16 protein-coding genes are annotated in these 16,942 nt (G+C 65.8%); 5 read left to right on the top strand and 11 right to left on the bottom strand.

The window, feature by feature from the left end:
- Positions 1-25 precede the first annotated feature (25 nt).
- Positions 26-994: a bile acid:sodium symporter family protein gene (locus tag U1707_RS12845; protein WP_332800435.1), complete on the bottom strand. Its 969-nt coding sequence runs from the start codon at positions 992-994 to the stop codon at positions 26-28.
- Positions 991-2,016 (bottom strand): adenosine deaminase, encoded by a 1,026-nt coding sequence (locus tag U1707_RS12840; RefSeq protein WP_332800434.1) that lies wholly within the window; start codon positions 2,014-2,016, stop codon positions 991-993. Before U1707_RS12840 ends, U1707_RS12845 begins: the two co-directional genes overlap by 4 nt.
- A 138-nt stretch (positions 2,017-2,154) precedes the next feature.
- Between U1707_RS12840 and U1707_RS12835 the strand changes: the two genes are divergently transcribed.
- A complete protein-coding gene (locus U1707_RS12835; RefSeq protein WP_332800433.1) occupies positions 2,155-3,090 on the top strand; it encodes a DUF808 domain-containing protein in 936 nt (311 codons plus the stop codon).
- Between the two features lie 269 nt (positions 3,091-3,359).
- On the opposite strand, the gene U1707_RS12830 is transcribed toward U1707_RS12835, so the two are convergent.
- Positions 3,360-5,393, bottom strand: coding sequence for a S9 family peptidase (locus U1707_RS12830; RefSeq protein ID WP_332800432.1), 2,034 nt, complete (start codon positions 5,391-5,393; stop codon positions 3,360-3,362).
- Positions 5,394-5,449: 56 nt separating this feature from the next.
- Between U1707_RS12830 and U1707_RS12825 the strand changes: the two genes are divergently transcribed.
- A complete protein-coding gene (locus U1707_RS12825; RefSeq protein WP_332800431.1) occupies positions 5,450-5,974 on the top strand; it encodes a DNA-deoxyinosine glycosylase in 525 nt (174 codons plus the stop codon).
- Between the two features lie 64 nt (positions 5,975-6,038).
- Positions 6,039-6,644 (top strand): DedA family protein, encoded by a 606-nt coding sequence (locus U1707_RS12820; protein WP_332800430.1) that lies wholly within the window; start codon positions 6,039-6,041, stop codon positions 6,642-6,644.
- Between the two features lie 5 nt (positions 6,645-6,649).
- Here U1707_RS12820 and gyrB read toward each other — a convergent pair whose 3' ends face one another.
- The 8 genes from gyrB to U1707_RS12780 form a co-directional block, all read right to left on the bottom strand.
- Positions 6,650-9,181, bottom strand: a complete 2,532-nt coding sequence (gene gyrB / locus U1707_RS12815) for a DNA topoisomerase (ATP-hydrolyzing) subunit B (protein ID WP_332800429.1) — start codon at positions 9,179-9,181, stop codon at positions 6,650-6,652.
- Between the two features lie 383 nt (positions 9,182-9,564).
- Positions 9,565-10,374 (bottom strand): OmpA family protein, encoded by an 810-nt coding sequence (locus U1707_RS12810; RefSeq protein WP_332800428.1) that lies wholly within the window; start codon positions 10,372-10,374, stop codon positions 9,565-9,567.
- A gap of 87 nt (positions 10,375-10,461) precedes the next feature.
- Positions 10,462-11,649 (bottom strand): DNA replication/repair protein RecF, encoded by a 1,188-nt coding sequence (locus tag U1707_RS12805; RefSeq protein ID WP_332800427.1) that lies wholly within the window; start codon positions 11,647-11,649, stop codon positions 10,462-10,464.
- A gap of 182 nt (positions 11,650-11,831) precedes the next feature.
- The gene (locus U1707_RS12800; RefSeq protein WP_332800426.1) at positions 11,832-12,641 is read right to left on the bottom strand and encodes a Coq4 family protein; all 810 of its coding nucleotides are present in this window, start codon (positions 12,639-12,641) and stop codon (positions 11,832-11,834) included.
- 52 nt (positions 12,642-12,693) lie between these two features.
- Positions 12,694-13,122, bottom strand: coding sequence for a type II toxin-antitoxin system VapC family toxin (locus tag U1707_RS12795; RefSeq protein ID WP_332800512.1), 429 nt, complete (start codon positions 13,120-13,122; stop codon positions 12,694-12,696).
- Complete coding sequence (locus U1707_RS12790; protein ID WP_332800425.1) at positions 13,122-13,355, bottom strand: type II toxin-antitoxin system Phd/YefM family antitoxin; 234 nt, start codon at positions 13,353-13,355, stop codon at positions 13,122-13,124. The genes U1707_RS12795 and U1707_RS12790 overlap by 1 nt, the downstream gene beginning before the upstream one ends.
- Positions 13,356-13,416: 61 nt before the next feature.
- Positions 13,417-14,535, bottom strand: coding sequence for a DNA polymerase III subunit beta (gene dnaN / locus U1707_RS12785; protein ID WP_056017955.1), 1,119 nt, complete (start codon positions 14,533-14,535; stop codon positions 13,417-13,419).
- 132 nt (positions 14,536-14,667) lie between these two features.
- Entirely contained in the window at positions 14,668-15,321 is a 654-nt protein-coding gene (locus U1707_RS12780; RefSeq protein WP_332800424.1) for an outer membrane protein, read from the bottom strand.
- Between the two features lie 155 nt (positions 15,322-15,476).
- Here U1707_RS12780 and U1707_RS12775 point away from each other — a divergent pair, with 155 nt between their 5' ends.
- Complete coding sequence (locus tag U1707_RS12775; RefSeq protein ID WP_332800511.1) at positions 15,477-16,160, top strand: histidine phosphatase family protein; 684 nt, start codon at positions 15,477-15,479, stop codon at positions 16,158-16,160.
- Between the two features lie 158 nt (positions 16,161-16,318).
- On the top strand, positions 16,319-16,792 hold the full coding sequence (locus tag U1707_RS12770; protein ID WP_443025693.1) for an invasion associated locus B family protein: 474 nt from the start codon (positions 16,319-16,321) through the stop codon (positions 16,790-16,792).
- The last annotated feature ends 150 nt before the right edge of the window (positions 16,793-16,942 follow it).

Genomic DNA, 16,942 nt, shown 5'->3' with positions numbered 1-16,942 from the left:
CGGAGAGGCAATCGTATCGATAGGATCATGCCGGCGGGGCAGATGCGCCGTAGCGCCGCGCGATGATGGCGCAGGCGATCAGCTGCAGCTGGTGGAACAGCATGACCGGCAACAGGATCACGCCGACTTGTGCAGGCGGGAACAGCACGCCGGCCATCGGGACGCCCGAGGCGAGGCTTTTCTTCGACCCGCAGAACTGGAGAACGATCGCGTCCTCTCGCGGGAGCTTCATCAGGCGGGCGACGGCGAACGTCAGAGCGAGGACGAACGCCAGCAGCGCGGTGCAGAGAAAGCCGATCAGGATCAGGTCGCCGATCGACACCTTGGTCCATAGCCCCTTGACGACCGCCGCGCCGAACGCACTGTAGACGACCAGCAGGATCGAACCGCGATCGACCACGGTCAGCATCGCCTTGCGCCACGTCACCCATGCGCCGATCCATGGCCGCAGCAGATGCCCCGCGACGAACGGGACCAGCAGTTGCAACACGATCGCCTGGATACTTTCGATCGAGATCCCGCCGCTGCCCGAGACGTTCATCAGCAACGCGACGAGGGCGGGCGTGACGAGGATGCCGAGCAGGTTCGAGAACGACGCGCTGCACACCGCCGCGGCGACGTTGCCGCGGGCGATCGCGGTAAAGGCGATAGACGACTGCACGGTGGAGGGAAGCAGGGTGAGGAACAACAGCCCGGCCGCAAGCGGACCGGTAACGAATGGCAGCGCGGTCAGCCCCAGCCCGAACACCGGGAACGCCACGAACGTCACCGCCAGCACCGCCAGATGCAGCCTCCAGTTGCGCAGGCCCGACAGGATCGCATCACGCGACAGCTTGGCGCCGTGCAGGAAGAACAGCAGGACGATGCCGATATCCGCTGCATAGCCGACGACCGGCGCCATTTCGCCACGCGCGGGCAGCAGGCTGGCCAGCACCACGGTGCCGAGCAGCATCAGGATGAACGGCTCGAAGACCGCCAGGAAGCGTCCGATCATGGATGCGCCTTCACATAGGCATCGAGCGTCGCGAGGTGACCGCTGAGCGCCTCGTCGTCGAGGAAGCTGCCGAGAAAACTGTTGCGGGCGAGCGTCACGACCTGCTCGCGCGATAGATTTTTCGCGCGGGCCGTCTGCCGGAAATTCTCGCCGATATAGCCGCCGAAATAGGCCGGGTCGTCCGAATGGATCGTCGCGCGCAGGCCGAGATCGAGCATCCGGTCGATCGGATGATTCTCGAGCCGGTCGACATTGCGCAAGGCGACATTCGACAACGGGCACACCGTCAGCGTCATGGCATCGCGCGCGAGCCTTGCGACCAGCGCCGGATCTTCCAGCGCACGGTTGCCGTGATCGATGCGGTCGACCTGCAGGATGTCGAGTGCTTCGTGGATGTACGCGGGCGGGCCCTCCTCGCCGGCATGCGCGCACAGCATCAGCCCGGCATCCGCCGACGCCGCGAACACGCGCGCGAATTTCGAGGGCGGATGGCCGACCTCGGACGAATCGAGGCCGACACCGATGAACTGGTCGAGCCACGGCTCGGCTTGGGCAAACGTCTTGAACGCGTCCTCCTCGTCGAGATGACGGAGGAAGCTCATGATCAGCCCAACACTCATGCCGTGCCGGGCCTGCGCCTCGTCGATCCCCGCGAACAGACCGCGTGCGACCACGTCGAACGGAATGCCGCGATGCGTGTGCGTCTGTGGATCGAAGAAGATCTCGGCATGCACCACGCCATCCTGGGCGACGCGGTCGAAATAGGCGACCGCCAGATCGCGGAAATCCTCCTCGGTCTGGAGCACCGCGGCGCCCGCGTAATAGATGTCCAGGAACGTCTGGAGATTGGTGAAGCTGTAGGCCGCACGGACGTCCTCGACGCTCTTGAACGGGATCGCCACCTTGTTGCGTTCGGCCAGCGCGAACATCAGTTCGGGCTCCAGACTGCCCTCGATATGCAGATGCAGCTCTGCCTTGGGCAGGTTCGTGACGAAGTCGCCGTTCGGGATGGGGTGTGTCATGATCCGTCCTGTCGTTTGGCCGCGTTGGCTGCAACCATTCCGGCCGCCATGCACTACCGCAAGTGCGAAAGCCGTTGCATGACAATCCTGTCACGTTACCGAGCGCCGATACTCGACCATTTGCGAAGGACATAATCGATGGCCACAGGATTGGTCGCGCTGCTCGACGACATCGCCGGAATCACCAAGCTCGCCGCCGCCAGCCTCGACGATATCGGCGCGGCGACCAGCAAGGCAGGCAGCAAGGCGATCGGCGTCGTGGTCGACGATGCCGCGGTGACCCCGCGTTACATGGTCGGGTTCGAGCCTAAGCGCGAACTGCCGATGATCGGCAAGATCGCGCTCGGCTCGTTCCGCAACAAGCTGATCTTCATCCTGCCCGCGGCGTTGGCCCTGAGCGCGTTCGCACCCTGGGCGCTGACGCCGCTGTTGATGATCGGCGGCACGTATCTGTGCTTCGAAGGCGCGGAGAAGATCCTGGAAGCATTCGGCGGCGGTCATGCCGAGGAAGTCGTCGCCGAGCCGGTCGACGCGGCGACACTGGAAAAACAGAAGGTTTCGGGCGCGATCCGTACCGACTTCATCCTGTCCGCCGAGATCATGGTGATCGCACTGTCCGACGTGGCAACCAAGCCGATCTGGGAACAGGCGATCGTGCTCGCCCTGGTCGGAATCGTCATCACGATCGCGGTCTACGGCGTGGTCGCGCTGATCGTGAAGATGGACGATATCGGTCTCCATCTCGCGCAACGCAGCAGTGCGTTCGTCCAGGCGATCGGCCGCGGATTAGTCAAGGGGATGCCGCTCGTGATGTCGGCACTTTCGGTGGTCGGGACGGCGGCAATGGTATGGGTTGGCGGCCAGATCATCGTCCACGGGATCGAGACGTTCGGGTTCACGACGCTGCCGCACTGGATTCATGACACGGCAGAAGCCGCCGCGCATGCGGTGCCGTTCGCGAAAGGTGCTGTGAACTGGGCGATGAACGCGTTCTTCTCAGGGGTGGTCGGATTGATCCTGGGCGGCGCGATCGCGCTGGGGCTGCATGCGGTGAAGAAGCCCAAGGCGCACTGACCGCGAGAACGTCGTCCGCCCTCCCTTGTTCTCCCGCGAAGGCGGGAGCCCAGACTGGGTCCCCGCCTTCGCGGGGAAACACGTCGCGGTTGGTTATGAGGCGCCACCATCACAAAACACCACCCCGGCGAAGGCCGGGGCCCAATTGGGGAACGGAAGTAATGGCGGACAGCACCTCGTTACTCGGACCTACCAATTGGGCCCCGGCCTTCGCCGGGGTGGTGCTCATTTAGCCGGGGTGTCGGCATAGGGAGGGAGAGAGGCAGCTCCTACTTAGCCGTCCACTTCCCCATCCAGCCCAGCACTTCCCCATACCATTGCCGCGAGTTCTTCGGTTTCAGTACCCAGTGATTCTCGCCTGGATTGACCAGCAATCGCGACGAAATCCCGCGGCGCTGCAACGCGGTGAACGTCGCCAGTCCTTGCGTGTACGGAATGCGGAAGTCCTTCTCGCCGGTGATCACCAGCATCGGCGTCTTCCACTTGGCGACGTAGTTGACGGGGTTCCATTTCTCGAACGCCTGCGGGTCCTCGTAATAGGCCTTCCCGCCATGCTCCCATTCGTCGAACCAGAGTTCCTCGGTCTCGTACGCCATCGCGCGTGCGTCGAACACGCCGTCATGCTGGACGATGCACTTGAAGCGATCGGGCCATTGCCCCTCGATCCAGTTCATCATGTAGCCGCCGTAGGACGCGCCGAGCGCGCAGGCGTTATCGGCGTCGAGCCATGCGAACTTGGTCGTCGCCGCCGCCAAGCCCTTCTTCAGATCATCGAGCGGCCAGCCGCCCCAATTGTTGCTGATCGCATCGGTGAAGCCCTGCCCGTAGCCGGTCGACCCGTGGAAATCGACCGCAACCAGCCCGTAGCCCGCACCTGCGAACACCGCCGGGTTCCAGCGATACGACCAGCTGTTGTTGCTCGATCCCTGGGGACCACCGTGCACCATGTACGCGATCGGCACCTTGCCGGTGGCGCCGTACGGCTTCACCGCATAGCCCCAGACGGTATCGGCATTCGCACCCTTGAACGAGAACCGCGTGACGGTCGGCATGTCGATCCCGGCAAGTCTGGCGGCGTTGACCTGGGTCAGCCGCTGAGGCGCGCCAGTGCCGGCAATGCGGTAGAAATCGTCGGGCGCGGTCAGGCTGTTCATCGCCACCACGACGCCGCGCGGTGTGACCGCCACCGCACCGACATGGCCCTCCTGCGTCAGGCGCGTGACAGCGCCGCTCTTTGCATCGACGCGGAACAGCGGCGTCTCCTGCGTGTCGTCGGCCGTGACGTAAATCGACCTCGAATCAGGCGCCCAAGCGATCGATCCGACCGACCGGTCCCAGCGCTCGGTCAGCGACAAGGTCTTGCCGCTCGCGATATCGCGCAGGGTCAGCACCTGCCGGTCCGCCTCGAACCCAGGCCGCCGCATCGCGAAATAGGCGAGCGTACGGCCATCGGGCGACACCGTCGGGAGGTTGTCGGTCGCCATGTTCGCCTTGGTCAGGTTGACCGGTGCAGCCGAGCCGTCCGCGGATACCGAGAAGATGTCGAGATTGGTCGACAGCGCCTCGATCCGGCCCGCCTCGCGCAGCGCGAAATACACGGTGCGACCGTCTGGGCTCCACGCCACTTCCTCGGCGCCGCCAAAAGGCTTGGAGGGCGTATCGCCGACCAGCGCGCCGACCAGAGGAACGCCGTTGCCGGTCGCACCGGACGCAGTCAGCGGCAAGACGAACAGCTGTGAGCGCGTGCCGTCAGCCCACGTATCCCAGTGGCGCACGAACAACTGGTCGTACGTCCGGCCAGCGCCCGCGTTCGGATCCTTCTTTACCATCGCCGGCTCCAAGCTGGGCGCGCCCGGCTTGCGATCGGCCCAGACGAGCAGCTTGTCGCCGGTCGGCGCGACCTTGAAACCGCTGAACCCGCCCTTGAAGCTGGTGATGCGCCGCGGCGTGCCACCAGTGACGGGCACCGACCAGACCGCATCCTCGCCGCCCTTGTCCGAAGTGAAATAGACCGTGTTACCGACGATCTGCGGGTCGTTTTCGTTCACCTGCGGATCGGCCAGCAATTTGACCGGCGCGGCGCCCGGTTTGCTCAGATCGACGCGCCAAAGATCGTAACGCCCCTTGTCGGCGGCGAGATCGGTCTCGCGCTGCGCCCAGACGAGCCAATGCCCGTCCTGCGACGCGGTCGGCGTGCCGACACGGCTGAGCATCGTGACGTCGTCGATGGTAAGCTGTCGGGCGGCGGCGGGAGCACTTGCGAAGGCAAGGACGGCAAGGCTGGCGGAGAGCATGATCTTCATGGCGTGGAGCATAGGATGCTTGCGGGATCGCGCGCAATCGCGAGGTTGCGCTTGGCATGCTCGACAATTTCGGCACTAACGCTGGGATGCCGCTCAAGCATTCCTTCGCCCCGATCGCCGACGTCGATGCCCGCTTGCTAATACTGGGCAGTTTGCCGGGTGACCGTTCGCTCGCGGCGCAACGCTATTACGCGCACCCGCAGAACCAGTTCTGGCGGTTGATGTCCCCGGTCGTCGGTCGCGATCTCGTACCGCTCGACTATGACGACCGCCTCGTCGTGCTGCGCACGCGTGGTGTCGCGCTGTGGGACGTCATCGGATCGGCGCGGCGTGTGGGCAGCACCGACGCCGCAATCGTCGACGCCGAGGGGAACGACATCGTCGGCCTTATCGGCCGCCTGCCCCGGCTTCGCGCGATCGCGTTCAATGGCGGCATGGCGTGGAAACGCGGCAAGACGCTGCTGGGCCACGGCGCCGGCCACGCTGCGCTCGTCCCGCTGCCGTCTAGCAGCCCCCTCCATACGATCGGCCTCGCCGCCAAACAGCCGGAATGGAGCAAGCTCGCGGCATTCCTGGACTGACGGATCGCTAGGTAAGTCCTTCGCATACTGGCGTATCCTACCGCGGTGCGGCAGAAGCGGCGCCATGTCGCTAGAATCGCTCATTTCACACTACGGCCTGGCCGCGATATTTCTCGGGGCGGCGTTCGAAGGCGAGACGAGCGTCGTTACCGGCGGGTTGCTGGCACACCAGCATCTGTTGCCACTGGTCGGGACCGCGGTGGCGGCGGTGACCGGGTCGATCTTCGCCGATCAGCTGTTCTTCTTCGTCGGCCGGCGTTACCGGGATACGCCGCGGGTCCGGCGGATCGCCGACAAGCCGGCCTTCGCCAAGGCGCTCGATACGCTGGAGCGGCATCCGACGATCTTCATCCTCGGCTTCCGTTTTCTCTACGGACTGCGGACGATCAGCCCGATCGCGATCGGCACCTCGCACGTGCCGGCGCGGACGTTCATGCTGCTCAACGCAATCTCGGCACTGGTGTGGGGCGTCGTCTTTACCGGAATCGGCTATATCTTCGGGCACAGCCTGATCGACGTCGTCGACCAGATCGTGCCGCGGCATAAGCTGCTCGGCGTCGCGGTCCTTGCTGGCGTCGCCGCCCTGGTTATCGCCGGCCTGAGAATTTGGCGCGGACGGCGTACCGCGTCGGCGGCCGGTTCGCGGGAAACCGGCCTCCGACGCGGCTGAAGCACTCAGACGTCGAGGTTGGCGACGTTCAGGGCGTTGTCCTGGATGAACTCGCGGCGCGGTTCGACGACTTCGCCCATCAGCTGGGTGAAGATCTCGTTCGCGCTCTCCGCGTTGATCGCGGTCACGCGGAGCATCGAGCGGACCGACGGGTCGAGCGTGGTTTCCCAGAGCTGTTCCGCGTTCATCTCGCCCAGCCCCTTGTAGCGCTGGATCGCAAGACCTTTCCGTCCCGCGGTCAGGATCGCGTCGAGCAGGTGGCTCGGGCGCGAGACCTGTGTCGAGCCGCGTGCGGCGACGGCGGTGACCGAACCGATCACGCCGGCACCGGCCTCCGCACCCTCTTCCGCCTCGGGCTCCTCGACCTGCGAGGCCTTGCTCGCGGGCACGAGATTCGAGGTGTGGGCATAGCTTTCGGCGTGCTCGCCCGACAAGGCGTGCAGCTTTCGCGCCTCGGCGGACACCAGAAAGCTGGCCTCGATGATGTGGTGGTCGGTCACGCCGCGCCACGCACGCTGGAAGTGGATGCCGCCGTCTTCGGTCAGCACCGCGGTCCAGCGAGCATCGCCATCGTCGAGTTCGAGACGACGGGTGACGGTTTGCAGTCGCGACGTGCGATCCTCGACCAACGCTTCCGGATCGAACACGCCGCCGAGCGCGAGTGCCTCGATCATGCCTGCATCGTAGCGCTTGGGGACGTAGCGCATCAGCGTTCGCATCCGGCGCGCGTGATCGACCAGATCCTTCAGGTCGCGACCCGAACGACCGCCACCGGGGCCGTCGAGCACCATCGTACCGACGCCCGCATCGACCAGATATTCGTCGAGCGCCGCGTCGTCCTTCAGGTACACCTCGGACCGCCCCTTCGTCGCCTTATATAGCGGCGGCTGGGCGATGTAGAGATAGCCGCCCTCGATGATCTTGGGCATGTGGCGGTAGAAGAGCGTCAGCAGCAGCGTGCGGATGTGCGCGCCGTCAACGTCTGCGTCGGTCATGATGACTATCTTGTGATAGCGCAGCTTGTCCGCGTTGAAGTCGTCGCGAATACCCGTGCCCATCGCGGTGATGAGCGTGCCGATCTCGCGGCTCGACAACATGCGGTCTTCACGCGCGCGCTCGGTGTTGAGGATCTTGCCGCGGAGGGGGAGAATCGCCTGGAAATGGCGGTCACGGCCCTGTTTTGCCGAGCCGCCTGCCGAATCACCCTCGACGAGGAACAGCTCGGACTTGGCGGGATCGCGCTCCTGGCAGTCGGCGAGCTTGCCGGGCAGCGAGGCGATGTCCATTACGCCCTTGCGGCGTGTCAGTTCGCGGGCGCGCTTGGCTGCCTCGCGGGCGGCGGCGGCGTCGATGATCTTGGCGACGATCGCCTTGCCGTGTGCTGGGTTCTCTTCCAACCATTCGGCCATCTTGTCAGCCATCAGGCTTTCCAGAGGCTGGCGGACTTCGGACGAGACGAGCTTGTCCTTGGTCTGGCTGCTGAACTTGGGATCGGGCAGCTTGACCGAGACGATCGCGGTCAGGCCTTCGCGCATGTCCTCGCCGGTGAGCTGGACCTTTTCCTTCTTCAACATACCGGATTTCTCGGCGTAGTTGTTGAGGGTACGCGTCAGCGCGGCGCGGAACGCGGCCATGTGCGTGCCGCCATCGCGCTGTGGGATGTTGTTCGTGAAGGCGAGGACGTTTTCGTAGTAGGAGTCGTTCCACTGGAGCGCGACGTCCATCGTGACGTCGTCGCGGGTGCCCGTGATCGCGACCGGCTCGGGCATCAGCGGCACCTTGGCGCGATCGAGATACTTCACGAACGCGGCGATCCCGCCCTCGTAATAGAGCTCGACAGTCTTCATTTCCTCATGCCGCGCGTCGGAGAGGAACAGGCGGACGCCGGAGTTGAGGAAGGCGAGCTCGCGATACCTGTGTTCGAGCTTGTCGAAGTCGAAATCGGTGATCTTGAAGGTGGCGGGCGACGGGAAGAAAGTGACGCGCGTACCCTTCTGACCGTCCGTCGCGGGGCCGACGACCTTCAGCGGTGCGACGGCATCGCCGAACGCGAAGCGCATGTAATGCTCCTCGCCGTTGCGCCAGATCGTCAGGTCGAGCCATTCGCTGAGGGCGTTGACGACCGAAACACCGACGCCGTGCAGGCCGCCCGAGACCTTGTACGCGTTCTCGTCGTTGGTGTTCTCGAACTTACCGCCGGCGTGGAGCTGAGTCATGATGACCTCGGCCGCCGACACGCCTTCCTCTGTGTGGATACCGGTCGGGATGCCGCGACCGTTGTCGGTGACGCTGACCGAGCCGTCGGCGTTGAGGACGATGTCGATCCGGTCGCAATGCCCCGCCAGCGCCTCGTCGATCGCGTTGTCGCTGACCTCGAACACCATGTGGTGGAGGCCGGACCCGTCGTCGGTGTCGCCGATGTACATGCCGGGGCGTTTGCGGACCGCGTCGAGGCCCTTCAGGACCTTGATCGAGTCCGCGCCATAGTCGCCCATGTTCGGGAGGTTGGGATTGTTGGTTTCGGGGTTGGATGCCATGCCGAGTATATAGGCATTCGGAGGCCGAAACGGAAGCGAAATGGCCTGTGGGGGCTGGGGTGCGCGGGAGTGAAGTACAGGAAGTGCAGACGCTGGGAGCGTTTCGCGGGAGCTGTGCACTTCACTCGACGGGCGCACGGGTTTCGAAGGGGTTCGGATCGCCATGCGTGGAGGGTGGCCGGGTGAGGCTGTGTAGGACAGCGGCTTGGTAGCACGCGCCGGGCATGTCCCTCTTGCCTTGGTGAGAGGGAAGGAGGAGCCATAGGCGACGGGAGGGTGAGGGTCAGTTGGGATTAGCGTCCCGAACCTCACTCCCCCTCACCCTTCCCACGGCAAGCGCCGCGAGCCCCTTCCCTCTCCCCTGAGGGAGAGGGAGACCGTTCTTAGAAACGATCGGCGCGCTGGCCGAGCAGCGTCACCTCGACGCGGCGGTTGAGGCGCATGCCGGCGGCCGTCGCGTTGGTTGCGACCGGCTGGTTCTCCCCGTGGCCGACCACGCTGAAGCGGGCGCGGACGACGTCCATGTCGTCAAAGGCCTGGCGAACGCTCGCCGCACGCCGCTCCGATAGGTCCTGGTTATGCGCGTCCGTACCGCGCGAATCCGTGAAGCCGTCGATCGCGACACGGACGCCGGGGTTGCCGCGCAAATAGCGGGCGAGCGGCCGCAGCTTCTCGATGGCGCCGGGACGCAGGACGTCGCTGTCCGTGCGGAACAGCACGTCCTCCTGCAGCGTCAGCGTGGCACCACGAGGCGTCTGCCGAAAGCCGTAGTTGCGCATCGCGCCGCGGTCCCATGTGGTCACGGTCTCGACCACCGTGCCGCCGCGGTTGCCACGATAGCCGCTCGGATCGCGACCATAGGCGTCCCAGTCGAACCGGTCGCGACGGGGGCCTGCAATACGCGCGAATTCGCGGTTGGCATCGTCGGCTTCCCGGCGGCTGATCCGGCCGTCGCCGTTCGCGTCGAAGTTCGGCATCACGAACGCGCGGCCGCGCGGCGTATTGCGCAGTTCGGGGAAGAGCACCGGCACGCCTGCGCCTTCGAGACGATAGCCCGGGCGCGACCAGGGGGCACGGCTCATGTCGTAGCGGCCCTCCGGGCGTCCGCCGTCACGGGCTTGCGCGAAAACGGGGGCGGTGGTTGCTGCGACCATCAATACGCCAAGGGCAGCGCGCGTCAAATTCCGGGTCATTACGATCTCTCCGTGTCTTCGATGGACGGAGGTTTGCCCGCGCCCAGTTGAACGCGCCGTGAGTCCGATCGACAGGGCGCGTTCAGGCTAACGCCCGACCGCGATCCGTGTCGCCTGCGCGCCGATCGCGTCGAACAGCGCGTCTTCGGTGCCGGTCATCCACACCTGCCCGCGCCCTGTGAGCCGAACGAACAGCGCCGCGCGACGGGCGGGATCGAGGTGCGCGGCGACCTCGTCCAGGAGCAGCACGGGGGGCTGCCCGGTGCGTTCGGCGACGAGGTCGGCGTGCGCGAGGACGATGCCGAGGAGAAGCGCCTTCTGTTCGCCGGTGGACGCGAGCGACGCGGCGCGTGCCTTGTCGAGATGGGTGACGATCAGGTCGACGCGGTGGGGTCCGCTGAGCGTGCGCCCGGCCGCGGCATCGCGGGCGCGGCCCTGCGCTAGTTCGGCTTGGAGGCGATTGGTGTCGCCGGCCCAGCCTTCAAGTGTCAGGCCGGCGCGAGGGAATGGGCTGTCGTTCTGGTGCGCGAGCCTCGCCCCAAGCAGGCTGACGGTCTCGCGTCGGGCCGCGTCGACAGCGGCGCCGTGCTCGGCCATCTGCGCTTCGAGCGCGGAAAGCCAGTCGCCGTCGGGGCGGCCTTCGTCGGCGAGCAGGCGGTTTCGCGCGCGCATCGCGGCGTCGTAGCGGGCGGCGTGGTGGGCGTGGCTCGGGGCGAGTGCCAACGTGAGGCGGTCGAGAAAGCCGCGACGTTCGCCGGCGGGGGCGACGAAGAGGCGGTCCATCGCGGGCGTGAGCCAGAGGATCGTAAGCCACTCGGCGAGCGCGTTGGCGGTGGTGGTGGCGCCCTGGATGCGAACGATGCGGCGTTCCGGGGCGGAGGCGAGCGTGCCGGTTGCGACGTCGACTTCGCCGGCTGCGGGTGCGTCCTGCTCCTCTTCTAACTCCCCTTCCGCTTGCGGGAGGGGTTGGGGGAGGGGCGCGTTTTCCTCGCGAGCGGACGCCAGTACGTACGTCGCGCCCTCCCCTAACCCCTCCCGCAGGCGGGAGGGGGAAAGCGTGGCGGCGACGCCGAAGCCGCCTGCCCCGCCTTGCCGCGCCATCTCGCCGAGCGCAGCCCTCCGCAATCCGCGGCCGGGCGCTAGCAGCGACACCGCCTCCAGGATATTCGTCTTGCCCGCACCGTTCTCGCCGGTCAGCACGACGAACCCTGGTCCCGGCGTCAGCGTCAGGTCGGCGTGGTTGCGGAAATCGGTGAGGACGAGGCGCGAGAGCATTGCCTCGGCCTTAGAGCAGTTTCGAAACCGATTGCATCGCCCTTTTCCCGTATAGCCCGAGCGACGCCGGAGGGCGTGACCCAAGCACCGGTGCTTCGACTTCGCTCAGCACGAACGGGGTAAGGGACCGATCCCATCACAGCCGCGCTAGCGACGCGCCCAGTCCTCTATCGCGCATCGCGTCAGGCGGCGATCCGCTCCGGCGCGATTGCGGGTGCCGCCACTGCGGTCGCCGCCTTCTGCGTGCTGAGATACGATGCGAGCGCCGGTCCGAGTTCGCGCTGCGCCCGCAGATACGCGACCGGCGTGACGATGCCGAGCCGTTGGCGCGCGGCATCCAGCGGTTCGTGGAGCAGCTCGAGATAATCCTCGCCAGACACCCACTTCGCTTTCCGCCCGTTGCGATAGCCTTCCCAGACCGCCTTCGCGAACAGCTTGCTGCCGGTGACGCGCATGCTCTTTAGCGCCGCCGCCGAGCCGATCAGCGCCCAGCCGAGCCCGCCGACCTGCGCGTAACTGAACGCAACGAGCGCCGCCTCGCCCATGCTCTCGTCCGCCTTGTAGCCGGTGAGCACGTGCCAGATGTCGTGCGTATCGCGCACCCGCCGGCCAAACCACGCGTACGGATGCGCCATATCGTCCTCGCTTGGCTCGAGCCGCGAAACCTCGACCAGCCCGTCCGCCGAATAGCCCGTCGTCTCGAGGAAAGTGCGATACGCCGCCCCGACCGTGCCCGGCGCAAAGCTCGCGACGAACGTGGGGTCGGAGAAACGCTGCGCCAGTTCGACCCGGTCATAGGCGATCCGCCCGCCCTGCTCGGAAGCGATCAGCCGCGCATAGTTCATCGGCGCATTGCCGACGTTCAGCGCGCGCATGATCCGGAACACCTGCGTGGTGTCGTCGCCGTTCGCGAGCAATTTCTTGATCGCATCGAACGCCGTACGCCAATCGCGACGACCGGTCGTACCGGGAAACGGAGGAAGCTTCGCCATCGAGTCGACTCCTTACTGACATTGCTGTTAGTATGGCGGCACGGGTTGGGCGTCAAGTATCACCGATGGCCGCGATCATGACGTCGACGGCGCGAGCACCCTCGATCATGCCTTTGTCGAGCGTGGCGAGCGCGAAGCTTCGACGTTGTGCAATCGCCACATGCAGTGCGTCACTGGCGCGCAAGCCCCGCGATCCGGCATCAACCAGCGTCGCGGCACGATCGAAATCGGCAGCTTCGACTTCGACGATCGCCAGACCTAGCGCGGTCCGGCGCCACGCCTCAGCTGCAACGTCACGTCGATCGCGCGAGAGCACACCCATTCGGTGCTTCATTGCAAAGGCGCTAGCAACCTCGGTCGCGACCCAGCGGCTGATAACGAGATCGTCCTGCCGTTGGCGTTCGATCCAGGCTGCGGCAAGATCGCTGCGTGTTTCTTCGACGAACAGCGCGACGATCAACGATGCGTCGCAATAGATCATCAAAGGAGGTTCTGTCGGCGCAATTCCTCGACCGTGGTCGTATCATCGGCAGCGGCCCCAGCGCGAACCTGGCGGAGGGCCTCCCAATCGATCACTGGCCGTGGGCTCTCCACCGGCACGAGTCGCGCGACGGGTCGACCGCGTCGCGTAATCTCCAGCGTCTCGCCAGCCTCGGCGCGGCTGACGAGTTCGCTCAGATGCGCCTTGGCATCCGCAAGCTTGAAAGCCTCCACGACTCGCTCCTGACCAGTTGGATAACCAACTTAGTCACGAGCGAGACGATCAGCAATCAACTCACACCCGCATCGGCATAAGCACGTACAGCGCGGGCGACTTGTCGTTCTCGCGAATCAGCGTCGGGGCGGCGGCGTCGGCGAGGTGTACCTCGACCATGTCGCCGTCGATCTGCGCTAGAATGTCCATCAGGTAGCGGCTGTTGAAGCCAATCTCGAACGGGAGCGCAACGTAGTCGCCGGGGACTTCCTCCGCCGCGGTGCCGTTTTCGGGCGAAGTCACCGACAATGTGATCTTGTCGCGGTCGAGCGCCATTTTTACGGCGCGCGTTTTCTCCGTCGCGATGGTGGAGACGCGGTCGACGCCTTCCATGAAGCTCTTGGGGTCGATCTTCAGGATCTTGTCGTTGCCGGTCGGGATCACGCGGCTGTAATCCGGGAACGTGCCGTCGATCAGCTTCGAGGTCAGGATCGCCTGGCCGAGGTCGAAGCGGATCTTAGTCGGCGACAGCGAGACGCCGACCGAACCGTCGACCTCGTCGAGCAGTTTGCGCAACTCGCCGATGCATTTGCGCGGCACGATCACGTCGGGCATCGATTCGGCACCCTCGGGACGCGGCAACGTCACACGCGCGAGGCGATGGCCGTCGGTCGCGGCGGCCTTCAGCACCGGGTTCGAGCTGTCGCCGTCGGCGACGTGGAGGAAGATGCCGTTGAGGTAATAGCGCGTCTCTTCGGTCGAAATCGCGAAGCGCGTCTTGTCGATGATCTGCTTGAGCGTCTCGGCGGGCAGCTCGAACTGGGTCGGCAGTTCGCCTTCCGCGATCACCGGGAAATCGTCGCGCGGCAGCGTGCCGAGCGAGAAGCGGGCGCGGCCTGCGACGATGCTCATCCGGCCTTCCGACGCGGCGAGCTGGACTTGGCTACCCTCGGGGAGCTTGCGCGCGATGTCGAACAACGTGTGCGCGGACACGGTGGTCGCGCCGGGCTGGTCGACTGCGGCTGCGATCGATTCGTTGATCTGGAGATCAAGGTCGGTCGCCATCAGCTTGAGCGTGCCTTCGGCGGTCGCCTCGATCAGCACGTTCGACAGGATGGGGATGGTGTTGCGCCGCTCCACCACGGACTGGACATGGCTCAGCCCCTTGAGGAGCGTTGCGCGTTCGATCGTCGCCTTCATCAAAATTCCCCCCGCCACCGCAGCCGGACTCGGGGCTGGGGGCAATCCGCAGATGGCTTACCCAACAACAAAGGGTCGGAGCAAGCGCCCCGACCCTTCTTTGATGACGGTAAACGTCGCGTTAAAGCGCGATCAGAAGCGGAAGCCGTAGCTTGCGACGACCTGGTGACGATCGGTGTCGACGTCGAATCGACCACTCGTGCCGCCGGTCGCGTAATCGATGTTGCCGCGCTCATAGTTCGAATAGCGATATTCGAGCTTGGCATAGCTGTTCGGGCCGACGGCGTGCTCGGCGCCCGCACCGACGCGCCAGCCGTTGAGCTTGAAGTTGTTGTCGGTGGTCTGGCTGGTGTCGCCGGCCAGGACGTTAAGCTTCGAATTGGTGTAGCCGCCCTTGACGTAGAGCATCGTCGTCGGGGCGACGACATAGCCTGCGCGCGCGCCGACATAGATGTCGCGGCCCTGCTTGACGCGGCCATAGCCGAAGTCGCTGGTGAAATCGTTGCGGTCGCTCTTCGCGGTCGAGCCGGTCAGTTCGGCTTCGGCGCCGAGCACGACGTTGTCCGAGGTCGCGATGTCGTAGCCGATGCCGCCGCCATACAGCAGGCCGCTGATCTTCTGGTCGTCGCGCCCGTTGTTGTTCGACACGCTGCTGCCGGCGCCGGTGTGGTCGTAGCCGAGCGTGCCCTCGACGCGGGGGCCGGTGAAGGTCGGGTTGGTCTGTGCGAGGGCGGGGGCGGCTACAGCGGTGGTGGCGAGCAGCGAGACGGCGATAAGCTTACGCATTGGGTTACTCCATTGATGTCTTCGTCACACCCCTGCCAAGATAGGCAAACGCGGGATGGATCGCTCCAATGGACCAGCGCGCGCGGCGTTGCATGAACCCCAGATAAACGCGGAAATCCGTTGCTTTTGCGCCACAGGGGGTTGAAATGCGGGCCATGACTCCAAGCCAACGGCAGGGTGAAGCGGACGCCCGCCCAACCGGTACTCCGCCCTCGCGACAGGGGCGCGATTTCGTCGCGCGGCACGGCGAAACCGTCTTCAACGCGGCGCACCGGTTGCAGGGCGACGCCGCGCATACGCCGCTGACACGCGCAGGTTTCGCGCAGGCGGACGAGCTTGGGCGTGCGTTGCGCGGGGTGCTGGGGGTGAAGCCGGCGCTGACCTTGTGGGCGTCGCCGACGGGCCGCGCGTTGCAGACGCTGGCGGTGATCTGCGAGCATCTGGAGCTGGACTGGCACGGCGCGCGAACCGATCCTCGGCTGGTCGAGATCGACATGGGGTCCTGGGGCGGGCGCTATTATGCAGACGTGATCGACGAAGTGGGGCCGGTGATGCTGCCGGGCGGGATGCTGAAGCCCTCGCCCGACGGCGAGACCTATGCGCAGATCGCCGTGCGGGTCGGCGGGTGGCTAGCGGATACCGCGGCGGATGCCGGTGATCGGCTGGTGATCATGCACGGGGTTTCGAGCCGGGTGATGCTGGGGGTGATGACCGGCGCGGCGGTCGATCCCGTGCTGGGTGCGCCGGTTGCAAAGGGGTTGCCGCAAGGGTCGGTCACGCTGGTGGAGAACGGGCAGGCCACCGTGCCGCATCTGGGGACGGGGTTCGCGCCGGCGTGAGCTTCGGTTGGGTCGGAGGTCTTACTTTCAGGCTGCGGACTTCTGCTCCCCCCCCTGGAAGGGAGGGGTTGGGGGTGGGTCGGCTTCCGCATGGTCGAACCGTTGGGACTCAAGCTGGCCGACCCACCCCCTGCCCCTCCCTTTCAGGGAGGGGGGTTGTGTTGCGTTTGGTGTTGGCGGTGGGGGCGCTAGCGATCGCTGCTCCCGCGGCGGCGCGGGACACGATCGGCATCTACAAGGGTTGGGGAGCGTTTCGTGATGCGACCCCGCCGCGCTGTTTTGCGATCGCGCGGCCGGTGATGGCGGGGGGGCGCGCTTCCGGGTTTGCCAGCGTGGCGACGTGGCCGAAGCGGGGTTTGCGAGCGTCGCTGTATGTGCGGCTCAGTCGTGAGCGGGATCGGTCTGCGGGGGTTACGCTGACCGTCGGGGAGCGACGATTCGTGTTGGTGGCGAACGGGCTGGATGCCTGGGCCAGCGATGCGCCGAGTGACCGGGCGATCGTCGCGGCGATGCGGTCGGGACGGAGCATGAGCGTGGAGGCGGTGGGGGTCGGTGGGCGGCCGTTTGCGGATGTGTATGCGCTGTCGGGGGCGGCCACGGCAATCGATGCGGCTGTGCTGGCGTGTAGCTGACCGCTCCTCGCACGCTTTTCACCACCCCGGCGAAGGCCGGGGCCCAATTGGGGGACGGGCATGATGAAGCGAGGTCCTCCGTTACGAGCACCTTTCCAATTGGGCCCCGGCCTTCGCCGGGGTGGTCGTGACGACGGGCTGAGCGTCATT

The organism is Sphingomonas sandaracina (assembly GCF_036663695.1).
In the GTDB taxonomy this organism is placed as follows: domain Bacteria; phylum Pseudomonadota; class Alphaproteobacteria; order Sphingomonadales; family Sphingomonadaceae; genus Sphingomonas.
Note: the sequence above shows the minus strand (reverse complement) of the source record. Positions and strands in the feature narration are given on the sequence as shown.